This window comes from Phenylobacterium sp. (assembly GCF_030645195.1).
Classification (GTDB): Bacteria; Pseudomonadota; Alphaproteobacteria; order Caulobacterales; family Caulobacteraceae; genus Phenylobacterium.
Map to the genome: position 1 here is coordinate 48,089 of NZ_JAUSLW010000111.1, position 18,931 is coordinate 67,019.

The window sequence follows — 18,931 nt, forward strand, 5'->3', positions numbered from 1 at the left end:
AAGGCGCTCCTGCTCGTCGAGGAGAAGCCGATCTGCCGGATGGCCATAGTCCAGCTCTTGGCGGAGGTCGGGGGCGTCGGATCGGTGCGTTACGCCGCCTCCATCGAGGACGCCCTGGACCAGGCCGAGGCCCTCAAGCCCGAGCTCCTCCTCGTCGACCTGTTCAGCATCAACTATGAGTTCGGCGCCCTGAGGCGGCTTCTCTCGTTGGCCGCGCCCGCCGCCGCGATCGTGGTGGATGACCGGGTCAATCCGACCTTCGCGCGGCTGGCCAAGGACGCCGGGGCGAGCGGCTACGCCTCCAAGGACTTCGACCTGCCGCAGTTCAAGTCGGCCCTTCAGGCGGTCATCGTCGGCGGCGCCTACTTCCCGCGCGACATCCTGCCCGACCAGATCGGCCTGCGGGTTCCCCGGTCCGCCGCCGGCCTCTCGGCGCGCCAGCTGGAGGTCCTCAAGCAGATGGCGGTGGGCAAGACCAACCGCGAGATCGGCGAGGCCCTGGGCATCACGCCGGGGACCGTCAAGCTGCACATCCACTCGATCCTGCAGCTCACCGGCGCCCGCAACCGGACCGAGGCCGCCCTCATCGCGGGCCGCTTCCTGGCGCCTGCTATCGGTTGAGCCGCCGCCCCTTGACGCGCCCACGGCCAAGCCTGGTAAGCCGGACGCACAGCAACGCGTGGAACGACCATGACCGATTTCCCTGAGGACATCTTCTCCGAGCAGGAGGACATCGATGTCGACACCCTGGCCAATCTCGGTCCCCTGCGCGCCCTGGCCGGGGTCTGGGTGGGGGTGAAGGGGTTCGATATCAATCCCGATGCCGACGCGCCGCGCCGCCAGGACTATGTCGAGCATATCGACCTGCAGCCCATCGACCCGCAGTCCAATGGCCCCCAGTTGCTCTACGGCCTGCGCTATCACGCCCACATCGTGAAGCCGGGCGAGGTCGAGACCTATCACGACCAGGTGGGCTACTGGCTCTGGGAGCCGGCCAGCGGGATGATCGTCCACTCCCTGACCATTCCCCGCGGCCAGATCGTGCTGGCCGGCGGTAAGGCCGAGCCTGACGCCACGCAATTTGAAGTCAACGCGACGCGGGGCTCGACAGAGTACGGCATCTGCTCCCAAGGCTTCCTGGAGCACGCCTTCCGCACCGACGCCTTCCGGATGGTGGTGACGGTCAACCCCGACGGAACCTGGTCCTATTTCGAGGACACCATCCTGCAGGTCCGCGGCCGGCCCGACCCCTTCCACCACACTGACCGCAACACCCTGACCCGGGTGGCTCCGCCGACTCCGAACCCGCTGGCCCAGGCGGCCGCCGCCAACTGACGGGGGCTGTCAGGGCGGCGATCCATGCTAGTCAGGGCGCGCGGCGGACGAAGCGCCGATGGCGTCGAGACGAGAATGCTTGAGAGTCCCTTCACCCGGTCCCCGGTGAACATCGCCGTCATCGGACTGGGCTATGTCGGCCTGCCCCTCGCGGTCGCCCTGGCGGAGCGTTATCCCGTCGTCGGCTTCGACATTGGGGCCGAGCGGATCGCCGAGCTGAAGGCCGGCCACGACCGCACCCTGGAGGTGGACGCCGCCGAGCTGGAGGCCGCCGCCGACCTGTCCTTTTCCCTGGACGAGGCCGATCTTGCGGCCTGCAACGTCTTCATCGTCACGGTGCCGACCCCCATCGACCGCCACAAGCGGCCTGACCTTTCCGCGCTGCTGGCCGCCAGCCGCACCGTCGGCCGGGCGATCTCCAAGGGCGGGGTGGTGATCTACGAATCCACCGTCTATCCGGGCGCCACCGAGGAGGACTGCGTGCCGGTGGTGGAACAGGTCTCGGGCCTGGTCTTCAACACCGACTTCTTCGCCGGCTACAGCCCCGAGCGCGCCAATCCCGGCGACCGGGCCCATCGGCTGTCCTCGATCATCAAGGTGACCTCCGGTTCGACGCCCCAGGCCGCGGCCTTCGTCGACGCCCTCTACGGCGCGGTGGTGACGGCGGGCACCCACCTGGCCAGCTCCATCCGGGTGGCCGAGGCCGCCAAGGTGATCGAGAACACCCAGCGGGACCTGAACATCGCGCTGATCAACGAATTTGCTTTGATCTTCAACCGCCTGGGCGTGGACACTCAGGAGGTGCTCGCCGCCGCCGGGACCAAGTGGAACTTCCTGAAGTTCCAGCCGGGCCTGGTGGGCGGCCACTGCATCGGGGTCGATCCCTACTACCTGACCCACAAGGCCCAGGACGCCGGCTATGATCCCCAGGTGATCCTGGCCGGCCGCCGGATCAATGACGGCATGGGCGCCTATATCGCCCAGAGCCTGATCAAGACCCTGATCCATCGCGACGCCAAGGTGCGTGGCGCCCGGGTGCTGGTGATGGGCCTGACCTTCAAGGAGAACTGCCCCGACCTGCGCAACACCCGCGTCATCGACATCGTCCGCGAGCTCGCCGACTACGGGATCGCCGTCGACGTCCACGATCCCTGGGTGAATCCCGACGAGGCCCAGCACGAATATGGGGTCTGCCCCGTCGCCGACCTGGCGCCGGGCGCCTATGACGCCATCGTCGTGGCCGTGGCCCATTCGGCCTTCCTGGAGATGGGTCTGCCGGCGATCCGCGCCCTCGGCAAGCCCGGCGCGGTGCTCTACGACGTCAAGTCGGTCTTCCCCAAGGGCGAGGCCGACCTGCGCCTCTAGAGCATTTTCCGATAAGTGTGAAACGGTTATCGGATCGAGAAATGCTCTAACTTTTTGAATTAGAGTCCTTTTTATCCGATCTGATTGAAGCGATCAGATCGGAAAGGGCTCTAGGTCAGCGCCCGCGCCACCACCGGCGCCAGCCGCTGGGCGATCAGGGCCGCGCCCTGGGCGTTGGGGTGGATGCCGTCGCGCTGGTTGAGCTTGGTGAGGCCCGCCACCCCGGCCAGGAGGTTCGGGTAGAAGGCCACGCCCTGGGCCTTGGCCACGGCCGGGAAGACCGCGTTGAACTCCCGCGCATAGCCCCCGCCGATGGCGGGTGGCGCGGTGAGACCCGCCAGCAGCACCTTGATCTTCCTGGCCTTCAGCCGCCGGACGATGGCCTCCAGATTGGCCCGGGTCGCCGAGGGCTTCAGCCCGCGCAGCAGGTCGTTGCCGCCCAAGGCCACGATGCAGAGGCGGGTGTCGCGCTGGACGCTGAAGTCCACCCGCGCCAGGCCACCGGCCGTGGTGTCGCCGGAGACCCCGGCTGGCCGGATCGTGGCGGTCTTGCCCAGCCTGCCCAGCTCCGCCTGGAGGCGGGCGGGGAAGGCGGCCGAGGCGGGCAGGCCGAACCCGGCGGTGATCGAATCCCCCAGGATGCTCACCACGGGCCGGGCCGCGGCCAGGGACGGCAGCGGGACGGAGAGGGCGGCGGCGGCGATCAGGTTTCGTCGGGTCAGCATGGGGTGGGTGTTTCGGCCATGAGTCTGTCCTATTTAAGGGCTCAAGACGGCGGCTCAATGGACTTGGAGGGCGCTTGGCCCAGACGACGGACGATGCTTGCCCGGTGGCCCTCGACGGGGTCTCCCTCAGCCTGCCCTCCGCGGCGGGGACCGTCGATATCCTGCGGGACTTGGACTTCCGCGTGGCGCCGGGCGAGCGGGTGGCGGTGACCGGGCCCTCGGGCTCGGGCAAGTCCTCCCTGATCTCGGTGGCGGCCGGACTGGAGTTGCCCACGGCGGGGACGGTGCGCCTGTTTGGCCAGGACCTCGCCCGGCTTGACGAGGATGGCCGCGCCCGCCTGCGGCGAGGTCGGGTCTCCCTGGTCTTCCAGTCCTTCCACCTGCTGCCCAACATGACCGCGGCGGAGAACATCGCCGCGCCCCTGGAGATCGCCGGCCGCCGCGACGCAGCCGACCTGGCCCGCGCCTGGCTCGACCGGGTGGGGCTCTCGGCCCGGGGGCGGCACTATCCACACCAGCTCTCCGGGGGGGAGCAGCAGCGGATCGCCCTGGCCCGGGCGCTAGCGCCGCGGCCGGCCCTGCTGTTCGCCGACGAGCCCACCGGAAATCTCGACGCCGCCAACGCCGCCCTGGTGGCCGGCCTGATGTTCGACCTGGTGGCCGAGACCGGCGCCGCACTGGTCCTGGTCACCCATGACGAGGCCCTGGCCCGGCGCGCCGACCGGCAGGTTCGGCTGAGCGACGGACGCACGGTCCTCGCCGCATGACGCCTCTGTCCTGGCGCTTCGCCCTCCGCGAGCTGCGCGGCGGGGTGCGGGGGTTCCGCATCTTCCTGGCCTGCCTGGCGCTGGGGGTGGCCGCCATCGCCGCCGCCGGTTCGACCGCCGAGGCTTTCCGCCAGGGCCTGGCCAGCCAGGCGCGCGAGATCCTCGGCGGCGACCTGGCCGCGACCCTTGAGCAGCGGCGGTTCAGCCCCGCAGAGCGCGCCGCGATCTCCAAGATGGGCCAGGTGTCCTGGGCGGTCAGCGCCCGAGCCATGGCCGAGGCGCCCTCCGGCGAGCGGCGGCTGGTGGAGCTGCGCGGGGTGGGCGGCGCCTATCCCCTGGCCGGCAAGGTCGAGCTCCAGGGAGCGACGTCGCTGGCCCAGGCCCTGGCGCCCGTGGACGGGGTGCCCGGCGCGGCGGTGGAACAGGCCCTGCTGGACCGCCTGGGCTTGAAGCTCGGGGACCGGCTGCTGGTGGGGAACACCCCCATGGTGGCCCGCGCCGTTCTGTTGCAGGAGCCCGACCGCCTGTCGCGGGGCTTCGCCCTGGGCCCGCGGGTGCTGACCCGGATGGAGGTGGTGGAGCAGGGGGGGTTCCTGGCGCCGGGCCTGCCCTTCGGCGAGACCGCGCGGATCGCCCTGCCGCCCGGCGAGGCCACCGCCCCGGCCGCCAAGACCCTTCGCAAGGCGCTGAAGGGCGCCGAGGCGCGCATCCGCGAGCGCGACGAGGCCGCACCCGGGATCCGCCGGCTGATCGAGCAGCTCGAATACTTCCTGGGCTTCATCGGACTGGCCTCCCTGGTGGCCGGCGGGCTTGGGGTGCATGGCGCCGTCTCGGCCTTCCTCGAACAACGCAAGCCGGTGATCGCGGTGCTGAAGGCCCTGGGCGCCGAAGGGCCGCTGGTGCGCAATCTCTACCTGATCCAGATCGGCGCGCTGGCCTTGATGGGCGTCGCCATCGGCCTGGCCGTGGGGGCTGCCGCGCCCCTGGTCCTCGGCGCCCTGATCGCCGACGATCTGCCCGTACCCGCCCTGTTCGGGGTCTATCCGACACCGCTGCTGAAGGCCGCGGCCTTCGGTTTGCTCTCGGCGGCGGCCTTCGCGCTCGCCCCCTTGGCGCGGGCCCGGCTGACCTCGCCGGCCACCCTGTTCCGCCACGATCTGCCGACCCGGTTCGCCTGGGGCGTGGAGATCATCGGCGCCCTGCTGGCGGCGGCGGCCCTGGCCGGCCTGGCGGTGGCCACGGCGCCGACCCCGCTGGCGGCGGGGATCATGATCGCCGGGGTGGCGGCGGCGTTCGGGATTCTCTGGACCCTGGGGCTTGGCGGCGCGTGGCTGGCGGGTCGGGCCCGGATCGGCGCGCGGGGGCCCCTGCGTATCGCCCTGGCAAGCCTCGCCGGTCCCCGCTCGGCGGCGCGCACCGCCGCGCCGGCCATCGGCCTGGGCGTGGCCCTGCTGGCCGCCGTGGTCCTGATCCAGTCGAGCCTACTGCGGCAGGTGGCCGAGGTGGCGCCCCGCACCGCCCCGGCCCTGGTGTTCACCGAGATTCCCGGCGACCGCACCGCCGCCTTCGACGCCGCCCTCGCCGAGGCCTTCGGCCGCGCCTTGACCCCCGACATGTACCTCCGCGCGCCCTTCGCCACCGGACGCATCAGCCAGATCAAGGGCGGGCCGGTGGCGGCCAGCCAGATCGCCGCCTCCGAACGCTGGGCCTATGACAACGATATCTCGCTCTCGGCCATCGGCGCCGAGCCACCCAACGCCGGGCTCATCGAGGGAAAGTGGTGGCCGGCCGACTATGCGGGGCCGCCCCTGCTGGCCATGGAGGCCGACGTGGCCAAGGCCGGAGGCCTGAAGCTGGGGGACCGGGTCACCCTGTCGGTGCTGGGCCGTGATATCGAGGCGACGGTGGCCGTGCTGCGCAAGGTGGACTTCGGCGGCTTCGGGGCGAGCTTCCCCCTGGTGCTGGATCCCGCCGCCCTGGAGGGCGCCAACCTGCGCCATGTGGCCATAGCCAAGGCCAGCAAGGCGCAGGAGATCGCGGCCACCCGCGCCCTCGGCGCCGACTTCGCCGAGGTCAACGTCATCTCCGTGCGCGAGCAACTGGAGGCGGCCACCGAACTGTTCGGCCGGCTGGCCCTGGCCATCCGGGGCGCGGCGGCCGTCGCCGCCCTGGCCGGCCTGCTGGTCCTGGCCGGGGCCATAGCGGCGGGCGCTCAGTCGCGCATGCGCGAGGCCGCCATCCTCAAGGTTCTTGGCGCCTCGCGGGGCCAGATCCTCAGCGTCTATGTCCTGGAGTACGGCGCCGTGGGGGTGGTGGCGGGCGCGGCGGGCGTGGCGCTGGGTTGCGCGGCCGCCTGGCCTATCGTCACCAAGGTTTTCCAGGCCCACTGGAGCGTGGACTGGTCCGGGATCGCGGCCCTGGTGGGCGGGGCGGCCCTGCTGGCGGCGCTCGGTGGTCTGGCGGCGTCGCTGCAGGCCCTGTCGCGCCGCCCGGCTCCCGCCCTGCGGAGCGAGTAGCTAGAGCACGTCAGGCAGAAGTGGATACCGGTTCCGCCGCCCGACGTGCTCTCAGGGTCTAGCGGATCGAGGCGACGGCGGTGGTGGCGCCGGGGGAATAGAGGCCCATCAGGCCCTCACGGGCGGCGACGGCGCGCGCCGCGCGGGCCGCGTTCTGGCAGATGACGCCGTGGGCGTCGCCGGAGAGACACTGCTGCAACGCGGCCTCACGCTCATAGGCGTTGTCGCGGAAATAGGTAAAGGAGCGGTCGATGGAACCCCAACCGACCGAAGCGGTGATGGCCGCCAAGGCGACCCCGCACCAGAACACAACGCGTACCATATTGAAGCACCCCCCCAGGGCTGGGTGCAAGTCGTAGGCCCCAACCTGGGGCGCCTCAACCCCGCGCCCGCGTCAGGCGAAGAGATGCAATCCTCAGGGGTGAAAACCTCAGGCGCCCTTGGGCTTGTAGTAGTCCAGGTACCAGTCGACGAACCGTCCGATGCCGGTCTCGATGGGGGTCGCAGGCGCGTAGTCGAGGGCGGTCTGGGTCTCGGCGGTGTCGGCCTCGGTGCGGCTGACGTCGCCGGGCTGCATGGGCATGAGGTTGAGCTGCGCCTTGCGGCCGAGCTTCTCCTCCAGCACCTGGATATAGCGCATCAGCTCCACCCTCTGGCTGTTGCCGAGGTTGAGGATGCGCCAGGGGGCGACGCCGCTGGTGGCCGGATTGGGCGTCTGGGCGTCCCAGGTCGGGTCGATCCCCGGCGGCCGGTCGAGGCCGGCGATCACGCCCGAGACGATGTCGTCCACATAGGTGAAGTCCCGCTGCATCTTGCCCTGGCCGTAGACGTCGATGGGCTCGCCCTTGAGGATGGCGTCGGTGAACTTGAACAGCGCCATGTCCGGCCGGCCCCACGGACCATAGACGGTGAAGAACCGGAAGCCTGTCGAGGGGATGCCGAACAGGTGAGCGTAGGAATGGGCCATGGACTCGTTGGCGAGTTTGGTGGCCGCGTAGAGGGTGATCGGATGGTGCACCGGATCGCGCACCGAGAAGGGCAGCTTGCCGTTGGCGCCGTAGACCGAGCTGGTGGAGGCGAAGACCAGGTGCTTGGGCTGGGTGGCGCGGCAGCCCTCCAGGATGTTGAGGAAGCCGACGACGTTGGAATCCACATAGGCCTCGGGGTTTTCCAGGCTGTAGCGGACGCCGGCCTGGGCGGCGAGATTGATCACCCCGTCGGGCTTCACCTCCTGGAACAGCTTGGCGACGGCCTCGCGGTCGGCCAGGTCGATCTTGGCGTGGCGATAGCCCTGGCGGGCCTCCAGGCGGGCCAGACGCGCCTGCTTGAGGGTCGGATCATAATAGGCGTTGAGGTCGTCGAGGCCGACCACCTCGTCCCCGCGATCGAGCAGGCGATGGGCGGTGTGCGAGCCGATGAAGCCCGCCGATCCGGTGACAAGTACGATCGCCATGAAACTCTCTTACCGCAGGTATGATGACTGTTCCGACCGCCCGAAAGGCGCGATCGGAGCCTGCCGCCTAGCCGTTGGCCACGACCCGGAGGGCCGGGGCTGTCCCGGGCTTCTCGCCCCGGATCTGGGCGACCAGATCGAAGAGGGCGCGCCGCACCTCGTCCACGTCGCCCTTGTCGGCGAGGCCCTCGAGATCGAGCAGGTGGTTGGCGGTGATGCGCAGGGCCGAGGAGGAGACCACCTCCATGACCTTGGGCGCGCAGGGCAGGGAGCGCTCGGTCTCGTCCAACAACGCCTCGGTGAGCTTCTCGCCGGGACGCAGGCCGGTGATCTCGATCTCGATGTCCTTGCCGGGCAAGCGGCCCGACAGGGCGATCATCTGGCGGGCCAGATCCATGATCCGCACGGGCTCGCCCATCTCCAGCAGGAAGAGGCGGGCGTGCGAGGTCTCGGCGCCCTCGGCGCTGGTGGCGGTAGCGTGCAGCACCAGCTGGGCGGCCTCGGGGATGGTCATGAAGTAGCGGGCCATCTCCTCGTGGGTCACGGTGACGGGCCCGCCGCGGTCGATCTGCGACTTGAAGATCGGCACGACCGAGCCGGCCGAGCCCAGGACGTTGCCGAAGCGCACGGCGGAGAAGCGCGTGCCGCGGCCGTTCTGCTGGGCCTGGATCACGGCCTCGGCCAGGCGCTTGGTGGCGCCCATGACGTTGGAGGGATCGACCGCCTTGTCGGTGGAGATGAGCACCATCTGGGCGGCTCCGCAGGCGCGCGCGCCCTCGGCGACGTTCCAGGTGCCCACCACATTGGTCAGTACGCCCTCGCAGGGGTGACGCTCGACCATGGAGACGTGTTTCAGGGCCGCGGCGTGGAAGACCAGGTCGGGCTTCTGGCGTTGGAAGCACTCGGCGATCCGGTTGGCGTTTCGCACATCCACCAGGGCCGCGTGCCGCGACAGGTTGGGGAAGGTCTCGCCGAGTTCGCGGTCGATCTCGAACAGCGAGGTCTCCGAGAAGTCCAGCATGGTGACGTGGGCGGCCTGATAGGCGGCGACCTGGCGGACCAGTTCGGCGCCGATGGAGCCGCCGGCCCCGGTGATCAACACCCGGCGGCCGTGGATCAGGGCCTTGACGGCCTCGTGGTCCAGTTCGATCGGCTCGCGGGCCAAGAGCTCCTCGACGCTGATCTCGCGCATCGGCAGCAGGGCCATGCCGTCATGCTGCGACAGCTCCACGATGGAGGGCAAGCGCAGCAGGCGGATGCCGTCGTTCTTCAGCCGGCCCAGTTGATCGGCCGTGAGGCCCTTCAGCCGGCCGGGTTCGTCCAGGAACAGGATGGCGCGGGGATAGCGGTTCCAGCGCCGGAGGTCGGCGAGGGCGGCGTCGAGGTTGTCGATGCTCTCGATGATGCAGACGCCGCGAACCTGCTGGCCCACGTCGCGGGCCTCGGGACCCACGATGCCCACCGGGGTCCAGGCGTGGTCGTGGCGGCGGGCCACGTCGCGCAGATAGGTGTCGGCGAGCGCCGTCGGGCCGATCAGCAGCAGGGAGGGGGCCTGGGGCGCGCGGTCGCGGACGGACTTCAGCGGGGCGAAGCTGTCCAGGGCGTGCTCGTGCAGGGCGCGGCGCATGATCCGCGCGCCCATCGAGCCGGTCATCTGGAAGATGGTGGCCATGGCCAGGACCGAACGCGGCAGGCCGCTCGCCCGGTCAATGACGAAAACCGCCAGCAGGAAGACGCCCGCGGTCAAGACCGCGGTCCGGGCCAGGACCAGGGCGTCGGGAATGGAAACGTAGCGCCAGGGCGAAAGCTCGCGGCGGAATACGGTGGAGAAGACCGCGGCGAGAGCCGCGTAGAGGCACACCAGCTGGGCGATATTGAGGGCCGAGAGGTCACCCTCGTCCAGTCCCATGGTGCGGGTGGCCGAGAGCAGATAGGCGAGGAAGAAGGCTCCCGCGGCGATCAAGGTGTCGACGACGACGGTCTGGGCTCGGTTGGCCATCTGCTCCATGGAATCGCACTCCGCTCAGGTCGTCTAACCGGCCACCATAGAGGTGTCGGCGCGACCGTCCAATGAAACTCCCGACTAAGCGCGGTTCTTGCTCCTATTGGGCGAGTGACCGCATGTTTTCACCGGCGCGCGGCGCAGATACTCGAGCTTGGCCCAGCGCAAAATAGAAAAGCCGCCCCGGGTGGGGGCGGCTTTCCCGAAAACAAATCTAGCTGGAAGGCTTAGAAGCTGGCCTTCACGCCGATGACGACCTTGGCGTCGTAGATGTCGCCGAAGCCGTGCTCGTCGGTGTCCCAATAGCGCAGGTCGAAGCCGACGGTGTCGTTCAGCGCGTAGCCCACGCCCAGGTTCCAGGTGTTGTAGTCGAAGGCGCCTTCGACTTCCTGGTGGCCGACAGCGCCGGAGACCGACACCTTGTCGGCGACGGGAACCGCGCCGTTGATTTCATAATAGGTGGCCTTGCCGGTCTTGCCGAAGAACTCCGGCGAATAGAAGACCGTCGCGCCGATCGTGGCCGGGCCGACCGCGGTCGAAGCGGCGGCCTTGTACTCCACGAAGTCTTCGTGGCTGCCGGAAGGCTGGTTGGTGTAGCCGTAGTAGAAGACGCCCAGGTCAAGGTTGACCGCGCCCACGACGGGCTTCACGCCGGCGTAGAGGTCGTATTCCAGGTCGGTGCCGTTGTTGAAATCGACGTTCGACAGCCACACGCCGGCGTAGCCGATGCCGTACAGGGTCGCGTCGGCGCCGCCGAAGATCTGGCCGCTGTTGTCCGTCTGGCTGACGCCGCGGAACATGTAGTCGCTGGCCGCGCCGAGGTTGAAGGACAGCGCGATGTCTTCGTCGGCTGCGAGAGCGCTTCCACTCATGGCGGCGGTGGCCGCGGCGGCGAGAAGCATGATTTTGAGAGTCTTCATTTCGTTTATCCCCATTTTCTTCAGCCGAGCTCCGCCCAACCGTCACCGGAGATCGCCACGGGGGTGACGCTCAGATCAACGCAGGCCGGCGCACAGGCCGCTCCCAACTACCCTCTGCTCGGAAAATGTGCGTTAACAGAACGTGATGCTGAGCGTTTAGGCGCCGAGCTGTGCCTTAGGCGCCACGGCGCGGTGTCGGGGGTCAAGCGTCAACGCATCGCCAGGGGCGAATAGTTCAGGTGAGTCCCCGCATCGACCAGCAGGGTCTCGCCGGTGATATGTTTCGAAGCAGGCGCGGCCAGAAACACCGCAGCCCCGGCGATATCCTCGGCGCTGGAGGCGGCCTTGAGCGGGGTCGAGGCCGCGGCGCCTTCGCGCATCCGTTGCGCGCGTTCGGCGCCCACGCCCTTGCCGAACCAGGGGGTGTCGATGAAGCCTGGGCAGATGGCGTTGACCCGGATCTTCGGGGCCAGCGCGCGGGCGAGTGACAGGGTCATGGTGGTCAGGGCGCCCTTGGAGGCGGCATAGGGCACCGAGGAGCCGATGCCCGCCACGCCGGCGATGGACGAGGTGTTGACTACGGCGCCGGGTTGCGGCGCGGCCTCCAGCAGGGTGCGGGCGGCCCGGACCATCTGGTAGGCGCCCACCACATTCACGCTGTAGAGCCGCAGGAAGTCCTCGGCGGTGACCGCTTCGAGATCGGCATGATTGGGCGCGAACTTGGTGACGCCGGCATTGTTGAACAGGGCGTCGATCCGTCCGAACGGCTCGGCGGCCGCGACGATCCGGCGACAGTCCTCGTCGGAGGCGACGTCGCCTTGCACCACCACGGCCTTGGCGCCTTGGGCCTCGACCTGGCGCGCGGTCTCGGCGGCCTCCTCGGCGCTGGAGGCGTAGTTGATGATCACCGCCGCGGCGCCGCGGCTGGCGGTCTCCACGGCGATGGCGCGACCCAGGCCGGTGGAGGCGCCGGTCACCACCACCACGAATTCGTTGAAGTCCTTGCCGCTCATCGCGCGTCCCTTCCCCTGAGTTTGAGCCGTGATAACCCCTCGCCGCGCCGGAGTCTCGGTTGCGGCGGGCGCCCGCGGGCGGTAAAGCGCGCGCCATGGACGAGACCCACCTGACCCAGCTCGGCCGCGAGGCCCGCGGCTTCGCCTCGCCGGAGGAGGCCGTGCTCGAGCGGGTTCCTAACCCCCAGGCCGACAGCCCCTACCTGGCCCGGTTCACGGTCCCGGAGTTCACCTCCCTGTGCCCGGTGACGGCCCAGCCGGATTTCGCCCATCTGGTGATCGACTACGCGCCGGCCGCGTGGCTGATCGAATCCAAGTCGCTGAAGCTCTATCTGGGCGCCTTCCGCAATCACGGCGCCTTCCACGAGGACTGCACGGTGGCCATCGGTCGCAAGATCGTCGAGGTCGCCCAGCCCCGTTGGCTGCGGATCGGCGGCTACTGGTTCCCGCGCGGCGGCATTCCCATCGATGTCTTCTGGCAGAGCGGCGCCCCGCCCGAGGGGTTATGGATTCCAGATCAAGGTGTCGCGCCCTATCGCGGTCGCGGCTGACGAAACTTCAGGGTCTTCGCGAAGTTGGGCCGCGATTTCGCGGCAGGTGTTTGCAGGTGAAAGTTCAAGCTTCACAGTAAAGGGAGGGCGGGTCTTCCGGGCGATCTTTCGATCCAAGAGTCCATCGAGTCCCCGGGCGGGACAGGCTGACGCACGAATCAAGCGTCGACTAGCCGACGTCGCCAAAATGGGGTAAGGATTGGTCGCCCAACTCTCCTCGGGCGTGTCACACTTCAGGCCGGGCGGCGACCCTTCGCCGTCCGGCCGTCGTGTTTCAGGGCCGCCAGGTGGTGATCAGGCTTGCGACGTCGGGCCGTTCCCGCTCCTGCGGTGGCTCCTTCGGGACGCCCAGGAAGACGAAGCCCGCCACCTTCTCCCCAGGCTCCAGGCCCAGGATCGCCTTGGCCTCTTCATCATAGGCGTACCAGTCGGTGATCCAGTTGGCGCCGTAGCCCAGGGCCTGGGCGGCGTAGAGCAGGGTGGTGCAGACCGCGCCGGCCGAGAGCAGTTGCTCCCACTCCGGAATCTCTCCCGCCTTCGGCCGCGAGACCACCGCCACCCCAAGCGGCGGGATCTTCAGCTTGGCCAGCTTGGCGGCGGAACGGGCGTCGCCGCGGGAATTGGCCAGGGCCTCCAGCCGGTCGGCGAAGACCGCCTTGGCGGCGGACTCAAGAACGATGAACCGCCAGGGGGCGAGCTTGCCATGGTCGGGAACCCGGGCGGCGAGCCGCAGAAGGCTGTCCAGTTCGCCGGCGGTGGGGGCCGGTTCGGCCAGGGTTACGGCAGAGGCCGACCGGCGGTTGGCCAGGAAGCTCAGGACCTCGGGGCAGGGTTGCTGCGGAACCGGCTGGCCGAACAGCGGGGCGGCGGGAAGCGACAGGGTCATCTTGGAGCGCGCCTCATTAGGAAAGCCGATAGGGGAGTTCTCTTATATGGGGGTGGTTTCGCAAGCTAGTTGAGAACATGTCGCAAAAACCGAGCTGGCTTGTGGCGCACGGGCGTCCCTGGACCAAGGGGCCGCCGCGGCCGATCTACGACAATCCCTGGATCAGTGTGACCGAGTACGACGCCGTGGCGCCGACGGGGGCCGACGCGCTTTACGGGGTGGTCAGCTTCAAGAATTTCGCCATGGCGATCCTGCCGATCCACGACGACGGAACCGTCACCCTGGTGGGCCAGAACCGGCTGCCCTTCGCCGATTACAGCTGGGAGATCCCTGAGGGCGGCGGGCCACTGGCCGACGATCCCCTGGAGAGCGCCAAGCGCGAACTGCTGGAGGAGACCGGCCTGGAAGCGGCCCACTGGACGGAGATCCTGCGGATGCAGCTTTCCAATTCGGTCACCGACGAACAGGCCTTCGGCTACCTCGCCACCGGCCTGAGCCAGGTCCAGGCCGAGCCGGAGGGCGACGGCACTGAAGATATACTGAGGGCGCGCGTACCTTTTCGGGAAGCGCTGGATGCGGCGGTCGCGGGTTATATGCAGGACGCCCTGACGGTTGCGATGCTGCTTAGGGGCTACCACATGGCCAGGGAGGGAGCTTTGCCGAGCGATCTTTCGACGGCCATGCTAGGATAAAAAGGTACGTCATGGGACGGGAGAAGCCGATGAGCCAGCGCCTGGAAGTCATCGACCCGGCGGCGCCGCCGCCGGTGTGGGCCGCGTTGCGCAACGAAGCCGAGCGGGCCGCTCAGTCGGAGCCGACCCTGGCCTCGCTGCTGAACGCGGTGGTGCTGAGCCACCACGACCTGGGCGCCGCCCTGAGCTACCAGTTGGCGCGCAAGCTGGGCGACCAGGAGTTGCGGGCCATGAGCCTGCGCGAGCTGGCCGACGCCGCCTACAACGACAATCCCAATCTGGTGGACATCGCCGAGGCCGACCTAAAGGCGGTCTTCGAGCGCGACCCGGCCTGCAAGGGCTATGTCCAGCCGTTCCTGTTCTTCAAGGGCTTCCAGGCCCTGCAGACCCAGCGGGTCGCCAACTGGCTCTGGGGTCAGGGCCGCGAGACCATCGCGCTCTACCTGCAGAGCCGCATGTCGGAGGTTTTCCAGGTGGACATCCATCCGGCCACCAAGATCGGCTCGGGGGTGTTCATCGACCACGGCACCGGTATCGTCATCGGTGAGACCGCGGTGATCGGCGACGACGTCTCCTTGCTTCAGGGGGTCACCCTGGGCGGCACGGGCGCAGAGCGCGGCGACCGCCACCCCAAGATCGGCAAGGGCGTCCTGCTGGGCGCCGGCGCCAAGGTGCTGGGCAATATCAAGATCGGCGACTACGCCAAGATCGCCTCGGGTTCGGTGGTGCTCAAACCGGTGCCGGCCCACTGCACGGCCGCAGGCGTGCCCGCCCGCCTGGTCAATTGCCCGACCTGCGACGAGCCGGCGCGCAGCATGGACCACACCCTGGCCGAAGCTGTGTACGACTACGTCATCTGACGGTTCCTAAGATCGCCGCGAGCCGCTAGGTTCCGCGGCTGTTGAATCGCCGAGGAGATGGCCGTGGACGAGAGAATGATGCGCAAGTTGGAGGGCCACCTGCGCGGCACCTTCGCCAATGCGCGGATCAGCCTGGTTCCCCGTCCCAAGCAGAAGGACTCGGCCGAGGTCTATATCAACGACGAGTTCATCGGCGTGGTCTTCGAGGACGAGGACGGCGACGGCTCCTTCATGTTCGAGATGGCGATCCTGGCCGAGGACCTGCCCTAGACCCTGACCGTTTCAGATGGGCTCATCTGAAACGGCAAGAAGGGTCCATTTTCAAAACATTAGAGCACGTCGGGCGGCGGAACCGGCATCCACTTCCGCCTGACGTGCTCTAGCAGGCGTCCGTCCGCCTGAACCGGTCTTCGCTTCAGGCGGTCGCGCCCTGCAGCGTGTCGGCGATCGCCGGCCCGCCGCGCGTCGGTGACCCCGCCCCGTCGGTAGGCCCGACGCCCCTGCCGACAACCTTGATCCTCGTCATGTTGGGCCTGTGCGGCCCTTGCTAGCTCAGAGACGCGCCCGCGCCTGAACGGGCGCATGCGGTGCGACGCCCCCCGCGTCAAACCCAGGCCTTCGACGCCGCGCCCGGGGGGGCGGGCGGCGAAGTGAGGTGACTCAGACCGGGCCTCCCTCCTGTCCTGACCGGGAGGCCCGGTCGCCGCCTCTCGCCGGCCCGCCCCGGGCCGTGCGCCCGCGACGCTGGCCACGATTGTTGCTAAGGTGATCCTGTCGGTGGCGGAGGGATCATGAAGCCAAGTTGGCCCAGGCGTCTGGGGCGGGTCGGGCCGCCGCCCGGCGGGGTGCGCGCCGAGCCGCACGGATTCTCCCAGGTCCGCTTCATCGGCGACGAGGACGAGCAGGGCTTGGCGCGTTTCTATGGCGAACTGCCGACCCGCGCCCCGACCTCCACGCCCGACTGCCTGCGAGTCCTGGCCCTGTCGGGCGGTGGGGCGGGCGGCGCCTTCGGGGCCGGGGCCATGCTGGGCCTCACCCAGTCCGGAGCCCGACCGAAGTTCGACATCGTGACCGGGGTCAGCACCGGGGCCCTGATCGCCCCCTTCGCCTTCCTCGGTTCCGACTGGGACGAGCAGCTCGCCGGCGCCTATCTGGGCGACCAGACCTCAGTGATCCTCGACTGGACCACCCTGCGGCCGGGCGCCGGCCTGTACGCCAGCGACCCGCTGTCGGGCCTGGTGCGGCGCTACATCGACGCCGAGCTGCTGGCGGCCGTCGCCGTCGCCCATGCCGAGGGCCGTCGCCTGTTCGTCGCCACCGCCAACCTGGACACCCAGAGGCTGTCGATCTGGGACATGGGGGCCATCGCCAGCCAGGGCGGGCCGGAGGCCCTGATGCTGTTCAAGGACGTGCTGATCGCCTCGGCCAGCATGCCAGGCCTGTTTCCGCCCAAGATGATCTCGGTGGCCACCGAGGACGCGGTCTTCGCCGAGATGCATGTGGACGGGGGCACCATCACCCCGCTGTTCGTGGCGCCCGAGCCGCTGATCGTCCGCCGCGCCCAGCAATGGGCGGTGCGGGAGGTGGAGGTCTACGCCCTGGTCAACACCACCCTGGAGCCGGTCTCGGCGGCGACCCCCATGGGGGTGGTGCCGATCCTGATCCGCAGCTTCGAGCTGATGCTGCGGTCCACCTATCGAAACGCCCTGCGCTCGGTGGAGGCCTATTGCGAGATCAACGGCTTCGCCCTGCGCACCGCCTCGATCCCCGCCGATTTCGGCGGAATCAACATGCTGCGGTTCGACCACGGCCTGTTGAACAACATGTTCGAGCACGGCGCGGAACTGGCCCGCAACGAACGGCTGTGGACGAAGATCCGGTGAGTCGGCCGGCCTCGGAGCCCCCGAGGCCGGCCTTCACGCGTTAGAGCACGTCAGGCGGAAGTGGATGCCGGTTCCGCCGCCCGACGTGCTCTAATATTTTGAATTTAGACCCTTCTTGCCGTTTCAGATGAGTCCATCTGAAACGGTCAGGGTCTAGAGAACCCCCAGCATCTCGGCCACCAGCGGGTGGCGGACGATGTCGCGGTCCTTCAGCCGGACCACGGCGATGTTGGCGACCGCCTCAAGCTTCTCAGCCACCGGGCCCAGGCCCGAAAGCTCGGGCAGCAGGTCGGACTGGTTGGGATCGCCGGTGACCACCATGGTGGAGTGCCAGCCCAGGCGGGTCAGCAGCATCTTGAGCTGGCCGTAGGTGCAGTTCTGCGCCTCGTCGATCACCACGAAGGCGTTGTTCAAGGTGCGGCCACGCATGAAGCCAACCGGGGCGATCTCGATGGCGCCCTCGGTCATCAGGGCCCGGACCCGCTTCATGGAGAGACGGTCGGACAGGGCGTCGTAGAGGGGGCGAAGATAGGGGGCGAGCTTGTCCTCCATCTCGCCGGGCAGGAAGCCGAGGGATTCGCCGGCCTCGACGGCGGGACGGGAGAGAACGATGCGCCCCACCTTGCCGGCCTCCAGGGCCTCCACCGCCTTGGCGATGGCCAGATAGGTCTTGCCGGTGCCGGCCGGGCCGAGCGCCATGACCAGGTTCTTGGCGTCGATGGCCGCGATCAGCTCGTCCTGGCCCGGGGATTTGGATTTGATGGTCTTGAGATACCCCTGCTCGCGATCATCATTGTGATGGGCCAAGGGCGACCAAGCCCGTTCCAACGGCAGACGGCGAATCTTCCCGTCATCCTGGAATTGGCCGGCGTCGAAGGCGCCTTCGCGCACTTGTCGCTTCAGGGCTCGCTTGGTCATCAAAGCCTCCGTAAGGGCATGAAAAAAGGGCGTATCCGCAGTGGATCGCCCTTCGAGGTCGACTGGATTGTTGAGACAGAGGCGCGTCGTGCGCCGCCCGGCGGACCGCTTGCGCTTCGCCATGCTGGCGGTGAAACCCGCCGAAGCCACAAACGCGACACCCTCGTCTCCGTCATGCGGGACGCCAGGACCGAAAACCGGCCATGGCCGGTTCGGGAAGGCTATCGCCCTCTCGAATCGCCCGACTAAGATGATCCTAACGGGGTTAATCGCGGATTAAGCAAACGATCCGCGTCAATAAACGGGGTGCGACAATGAGTGTCTATAACTTGGGCGACGTGGGTCCGGAGCTTCCGGATGCGGACGAATACTGGATAGCGCCGAACGCGGCGGTCATGGGCCGGGTGATTCTCAAGAAAAACGCCTCGGTCTGGTTCGGTGCGACAATTCGTGGCGACAACGATCCCATCATCATTGGGGAGAACTCGAACGTGCAGGACGGCTCGGTCCTGCACACAGACACCGGTTCGCCGCTGACCATCGGGGCCAATGTCACCGTGGGCCACATGGTCATGCTGCACGGCTGCACCATCGGCGACAATTCCCTGGTGGGGATCGGCTCGATCATCCTGAACGGGGCCCGGATCGGGAAGAACTGCCTGATCGGCGCCAATGTCCTGATCACCGAGGGCAAGGAGATTCCCGACAACTCCCTGGTCATGGGGGCGCCGGGCAAGGTGGTGCGGGAGGTTTCCGAAGGTCAGGCCCGGATGCTGGCCGGGGGCGCCATGCACTACGTGGCCAACTGGAAGCGGTACAAGAGAGAGCTGAGGGCGGCAGGTTAAGCCGAAACGCAAAACGCCCCCGGCCGTGAGGCCGAGGGCGTTTCGTCGGACTCTGGCTAAGGCCTAGGTCCTGTTGACGAAGTAGATTCCCAAATCATCTGATCGCTGATTCAAGGCTGCTCTTTGAGGAGAGCGGTTTTGGTTCGTGGCTTGATGTCGGATGATGAGTGGGGGTTCTTCGCACCGTTCGTGATCGAGAC

At 68.5% G+C, this 18,931-nt stretch carries 19 protein-coding genes; 11 read left to right on the forward strand and 8 right to left on the reverse strand.

Annotated elements, in window-relative coordinates:
- Nucleotides 1-39 precede the first annotated feature (39 nt).
- The 3 genes from Q7T09_RS10005 (at nucleotide 40) to Q7T09_RS10015 (ending at nucleotide 2,700) form a co-directional block, all read left to right on the forward strand.
- Complete coding sequence (locus Q7T09_RS10005) at nucleotides 40-621, forward strand: response regulator transcription factor (RefSeq protein ID WP_304699464.1); 582 nt, start codon at nucleotides 40-42, stop codon at nucleotides 619-621.
- A 69-nt stretch (nucleotides 622-690) separates the two neighbouring features.
- Entirely contained in the window at nucleotides 691-1,335 is a 645-nt protein-coding gene (locus Q7T09_RS10010) for an FABP family protein (protein ID WP_304699465.1), read from the forward strand.
- Nucleotides 1,336-1,410: 75 nt separating this feature from the next.
- Nucleotides 1,411-2,700, forward strand: a complete 1,290-nt coding sequence (locus Q7T09_RS10015; RefSeq protein WP_304699466.1) for a nucleotide sugar dehydrogenase — start codon at nucleotides 1,411-1,413, stop codon at nucleotides 2,698-2,700.
- Between the two features lie 110 nt (nucleotides 2,701-2,810).
- Here the strand turns inward: Q7T09_RS10015 and Q7T09_RS10020 are convergent, their stop codons facing one another.
- Nucleotides 2,811-3,425: an arylesterase gene (locus Q7T09_RS10020; protein WP_304699467.1), complete on the reverse strand. Its 615-nt coding sequence runs from the start codon at nucleotides 3,423-3,425 to the stop codon at nucleotides 2,811-2,813.
- A 74-nt stretch (nucleotides 3,426-3,499) separates the two neighbouring features.
- On the opposite strand from Q7T09_RS10020, the gene Q7T09_RS10025 reads away from it, so the two are divergent.
- Nucleotides 3,500-4,192 carry an ABC transporter ATP-binding protein gene (locus tag Q7T09_RS10025; RefSeq protein ID WP_370689227.1) on the forward strand — a complete coding sequence of 231 codons (693 nt, stop codon included), beginning with the start codon at nucleotides 3,500-3,502 and terminating at the stop codon, nucleotides 4,190-4,192.
- On the forward strand, nucleotides 4,189-6,708 hold the full coding sequence (locus Q7T09_RS10030; protein WP_304699468.1) for an ABC transporter permease: 2,520 nt from the start codon (nucleotides 4,189-4,191) through the stop codon (nucleotides 6,706-6,708). Before Q7T09_RS10025 ends, Q7T09_RS10030 begins: the two co-directional genes overlap by 4 nt.
- Nucleotides 6,709-6,766: 58 nt before the next feature.
- Here Q7T09_RS10030 and Q7T09_RS10035 read toward each other — a convergent pair whose 3' ends face one another.
- The 5 genes from Q7T09_RS10035 to Q7T09_RS10055 all read right to left on the reverse strand — a co-directional run bounded on the left by Q7T09_RS10035 (nucleotide 6,767) and on the right by Q7T09_RS10055 (nucleotide 12,096).
- Entirely contained in the window at nucleotides 6,767-7,030 is a 264-nt protein-coding gene (locus tag Q7T09_RS10035; protein ID WP_304699469.1) for a hypothetical protein, read from the reverse strand.
- A 108-nt stretch (nucleotides 7,031-7,138) separates the two neighbouring features.
- Nucleotides 7,139-8,161 carry an NAD-dependent epimerase gene (locus tag Q7T09_RS10040; RefSeq protein WP_304699470.1) on the reverse strand — a complete coding sequence of 341 codons (1,023 nt, stop codon included), beginning with the start codon at nucleotides 8,159-8,161 and terminating at the stop codon, nucleotides 7,139-7,141.
- 67 nt (nucleotides 8,162-8,228) lie between these two features.
- A complete protein-coding gene (locus Q7T09_RS10045) occupies nucleotides 8,229-10,169 on the reverse strand; it encodes a nucleoside-diphosphate sugar epimerase/dehydratase (RefSeq protein WP_304699471.1) in 1,941 nt (646 codons plus the stop codon).
- A 221-nt stretch (nucleotides 10,170-10,390) separates the two neighbouring features.
- Nucleotides 10,391-11,083: a TorF family putative porin gene (locus Q7T09_RS10050; RefSeq protein ID WP_304699472.1), complete on the reverse strand. Its 693-nt coding sequence runs from the start codon at nucleotides 11,081-11,083 to the stop codon at nucleotides 10,391-10,393.
- Between the two features lie 209 nt (nucleotides 11,084-11,292).
- Nucleotides 11,293-12,096 carry an SDR family NAD(P)-dependent oxidoreductase gene (locus Q7T09_RS10055; protein WP_304699473.1) on the reverse strand — a complete coding sequence of 268 codons (804 nt, stop codon included), beginning with the start codon at nucleotides 12,094-12,096 and terminating at the stop codon, nucleotides 11,293-11,295.
- Between the two features lie 95 nt (nucleotides 12,097-12,191).
- Between Q7T09_RS10055 and queF the strand changes: the two genes are divergently transcribed.
- Nucleotides 12,192-12,647 (forward strand): preQ(1) synthase, encoded by a 456-nt coding sequence (gene queF / locus Q7T09_RS10060; protein ID WP_304699474.1) that lies wholly within the window; start codon nucleotides 12,192-12,194, stop codon nucleotides 12,645-12,647.
- A gap of 274 nt (nucleotides 12,648-12,921) precedes the next feature.
- On the opposite strand, the gene Q7T09_RS10065 is transcribed toward queF, so the two are convergent.
- The gene (locus tag Q7T09_RS10065; protein WP_304699475.1) at nucleotides 12,922-13,533 is read right to left on the reverse strand and encodes a nitroreductase; all 612 of its coding nucleotides are present in this window, start codon (nucleotides 13,531-13,533) and stop codon (nucleotides 12,922-12,924) included.
- 77 nt (nucleotides 13,534-13,610) lie between these two features.
- Here Q7T09_RS10065 and Q7T09_RS10070 point away from each other — a divergent pair, with 77 nt between their 5' ends.
- The 4 genes from Q7T09_RS10070 to Q7T09_RS10085 all read left to right on the forward strand — a co-directional run bounded on the left by Q7T09_RS10070 (nucleotide 13,611) and on the right by Q7T09_RS10085 (nucleotide 16,968).
- Nucleotides 13,611-14,225: an NUDIX hydrolase gene (locus Q7T09_RS10070; RefSeq protein ID WP_304699476.1), complete on the forward strand. Its 615-nt coding sequence runs from the start codon at nucleotides 13,611-13,613 to the stop codon at nucleotides 14,223-14,225.
- Between the two features lie 29 nt (nucleotides 14,226-14,254).
- Nucleotides 14,255-15,085 (forward strand): serine O-acetyltransferase, encoded by an 831-nt coding sequence (cysE, locus tag Q7T09_RS10075; protein WP_304699477.1) that lies wholly within the window; start codon nucleotides 14,255-14,257, stop codon nucleotides 15,083-15,085.
- A 57-nt stretch (nucleotides 15,086-15,142) separates the two neighbouring features.
- The gene (locus Q7T09_RS10080) at nucleotides 15,143-15,355 is read left to right on the forward strand and encodes a DUF3126 family protein (RefSeq protein ID WP_370689228.1); all 213 of its coding nucleotides are present in this window, start codon (nucleotides 15,143-15,145) and stop codon (nucleotides 15,353-15,355) included.
- A gap of 521 nt (nucleotides 15,356-15,876) precedes the next feature.
- Nucleotides 15,877-16,968, forward strand: a complete 1,092-nt coding sequence (locus Q7T09_RS10085) for a patatin-like phospholipase family protein (RefSeq protein WP_304699478.1) — start codon at nucleotides 15,877-15,879, stop codon at nucleotides 16,966-16,968.
- A gap of 153 nt (nucleotides 16,969-17,121) precedes the next feature.
- Here the strand turns inward: Q7T09_RS10085 and Q7T09_RS10090 are convergent, their stop codons facing one another.
- Complete coding sequence (locus Q7T09_RS10090) at nucleotides 17,122-17,886, reverse strand: PhoH family protein (RefSeq protein WP_304699479.1); 765 nt, start codon at nucleotides 17,884-17,886, stop codon at nucleotides 17,122-17,124.
- A 314-nt stretch (nucleotides 17,887-18,200) separates the two neighbouring features.
- On the opposite strand from Q7T09_RS10090, the gene Q7T09_RS10095 reads away from it, so the two are divergent.
- Entirely contained in the window at nucleotides 18,201-18,731 is a 531-nt protein-coding gene (locus Q7T09_RS10095; RefSeq protein WP_304699480.1) for a gamma carbonic anhydrase family protein, read from the forward strand.
- Nucleotides 18,732-18,931: the final 200 nt, after the last annotated feature.

Coding starts and splice junctions, on each gene's coding strand:
- Q7T09_RS10005 (WP_304699464.1), top strand. CDS start 40: ATGGCCATAGTCCAGCTCTTGGCGGAGGTCGGGGGCGTCGGATCGGTG.
- Q7T09_RS10010 (WP_304699465.1), top strand. CDS start 691: ATGACCGATTTCCCTGAGGACATCTTCTCCGAGCAGGAGGACATCGAT.
- Q7T09_RS10015 (WP_304699466.1), top strand. CDS start 1,411: ATGCTTGAGAGTCCCTTCACCCGGTCCCCGGTGAACATCGCCGTCATC.
- Q7T09_RS10020 (WP_304699467.1), bottom strand. CDS start 3,425: ATGCTGACCCGACGAAACCTGATCGCCGCCGCCGCCCTCTCCGTCCCG.
- Q7T09_RS10030 (WP_304699468.1), top strand. CDS start 4,189: ATGACGCCTCTGTCCTGGCGCTTCGCCCTCCGCGAGCTGCGCGGCGGG.
- Q7T09_RS10035 (WP_304699469.1), bottom strand. CDS start 7,030: ATGGTACGCGTTGTGTTCTGGTGCGGGGTCGCCTTGGCGGCCATCACC.
- Q7T09_RS10040 (WP_304699470.1), bottom strand. CDS start 8,161: ATGGCGATCGTACTTGTCACCGGATCGGCGGGCTTCATCGGCTCGCAC.
- Q7T09_RS10045 (WP_304699471.1), bottom strand. CDS start 10,169: ATGGAGCAGATGGCCAACCGAGCCCAGACCGTCGTCGTCGACACCTTG.
- Q7T09_RS10050 (WP_304699472.1), bottom strand. CDS start 11,083: ATGAAGACTCTCAAAATCATGCTTCTCGCCGCCGCGGCCACCGCCGCC.
- Q7T09_RS10055 (WP_304699473.1), bottom strand. CDS start 12,096: ATGAGCGGCAAGGACTTCAACGAATTCGTGGTGGTGGTGACCGGCGCC.
- queF (WP_304699474.1), top strand. CDS start 12,192: ATGGACGAGACCCACCTGACCCAGCTCGGCCGCGAGGCCCGCGGCTTC.
- Q7T09_RS10065 (WP_304699475.1), bottom strand. CDS start 13,533: ATGACCCTGTCGCTTCCCGCCGCCCCGCTGTTCGGCCAGCCGGTTCCG.
- Q7T09_RS10070 (WP_304699476.1), top strand. CDS start 13,611: ATGTCGCAAAAACCGAGCTGGCTTGTGGCGCACGGGCGTCCCTGGACC.
- cysE (WP_304699477.1), top strand. CDS start 14,255: ATGAGCCAGCGCCTGGAAGTCATCGACCCGGCGGCGCCGCCGCCGGTG.
- Q7T09_RS10080 (WP_370689228.1), top strand. CDS start 15,143: ATGGCCGTGGACGAGAGAATGATGCGCAAGTTGGAGGGCCACCTGCGC.
- Q7T09_RS10085 (WP_304699478.1), top strand. CDS start 15,877: ATGAAGCCAAGTTGGCCCAGGCGTCTGGGGCGGGTCGGGCCGCCGCCC.
- Q7T09_RS10090 (WP_304699479.1), bottom strand. CDS start 17,886: ATGACCAAGCGAGCCCTGAAGCGACAAGTGCGCGAAGGCGCCTTCGAC.
- Q7T09_RS10095 (WP_304699480.1), top strand. CDS start 18,201: ATGAGTGTCTATAACTTGGGCGACGTGGGTCCGGAGCTTCCGGATGCG.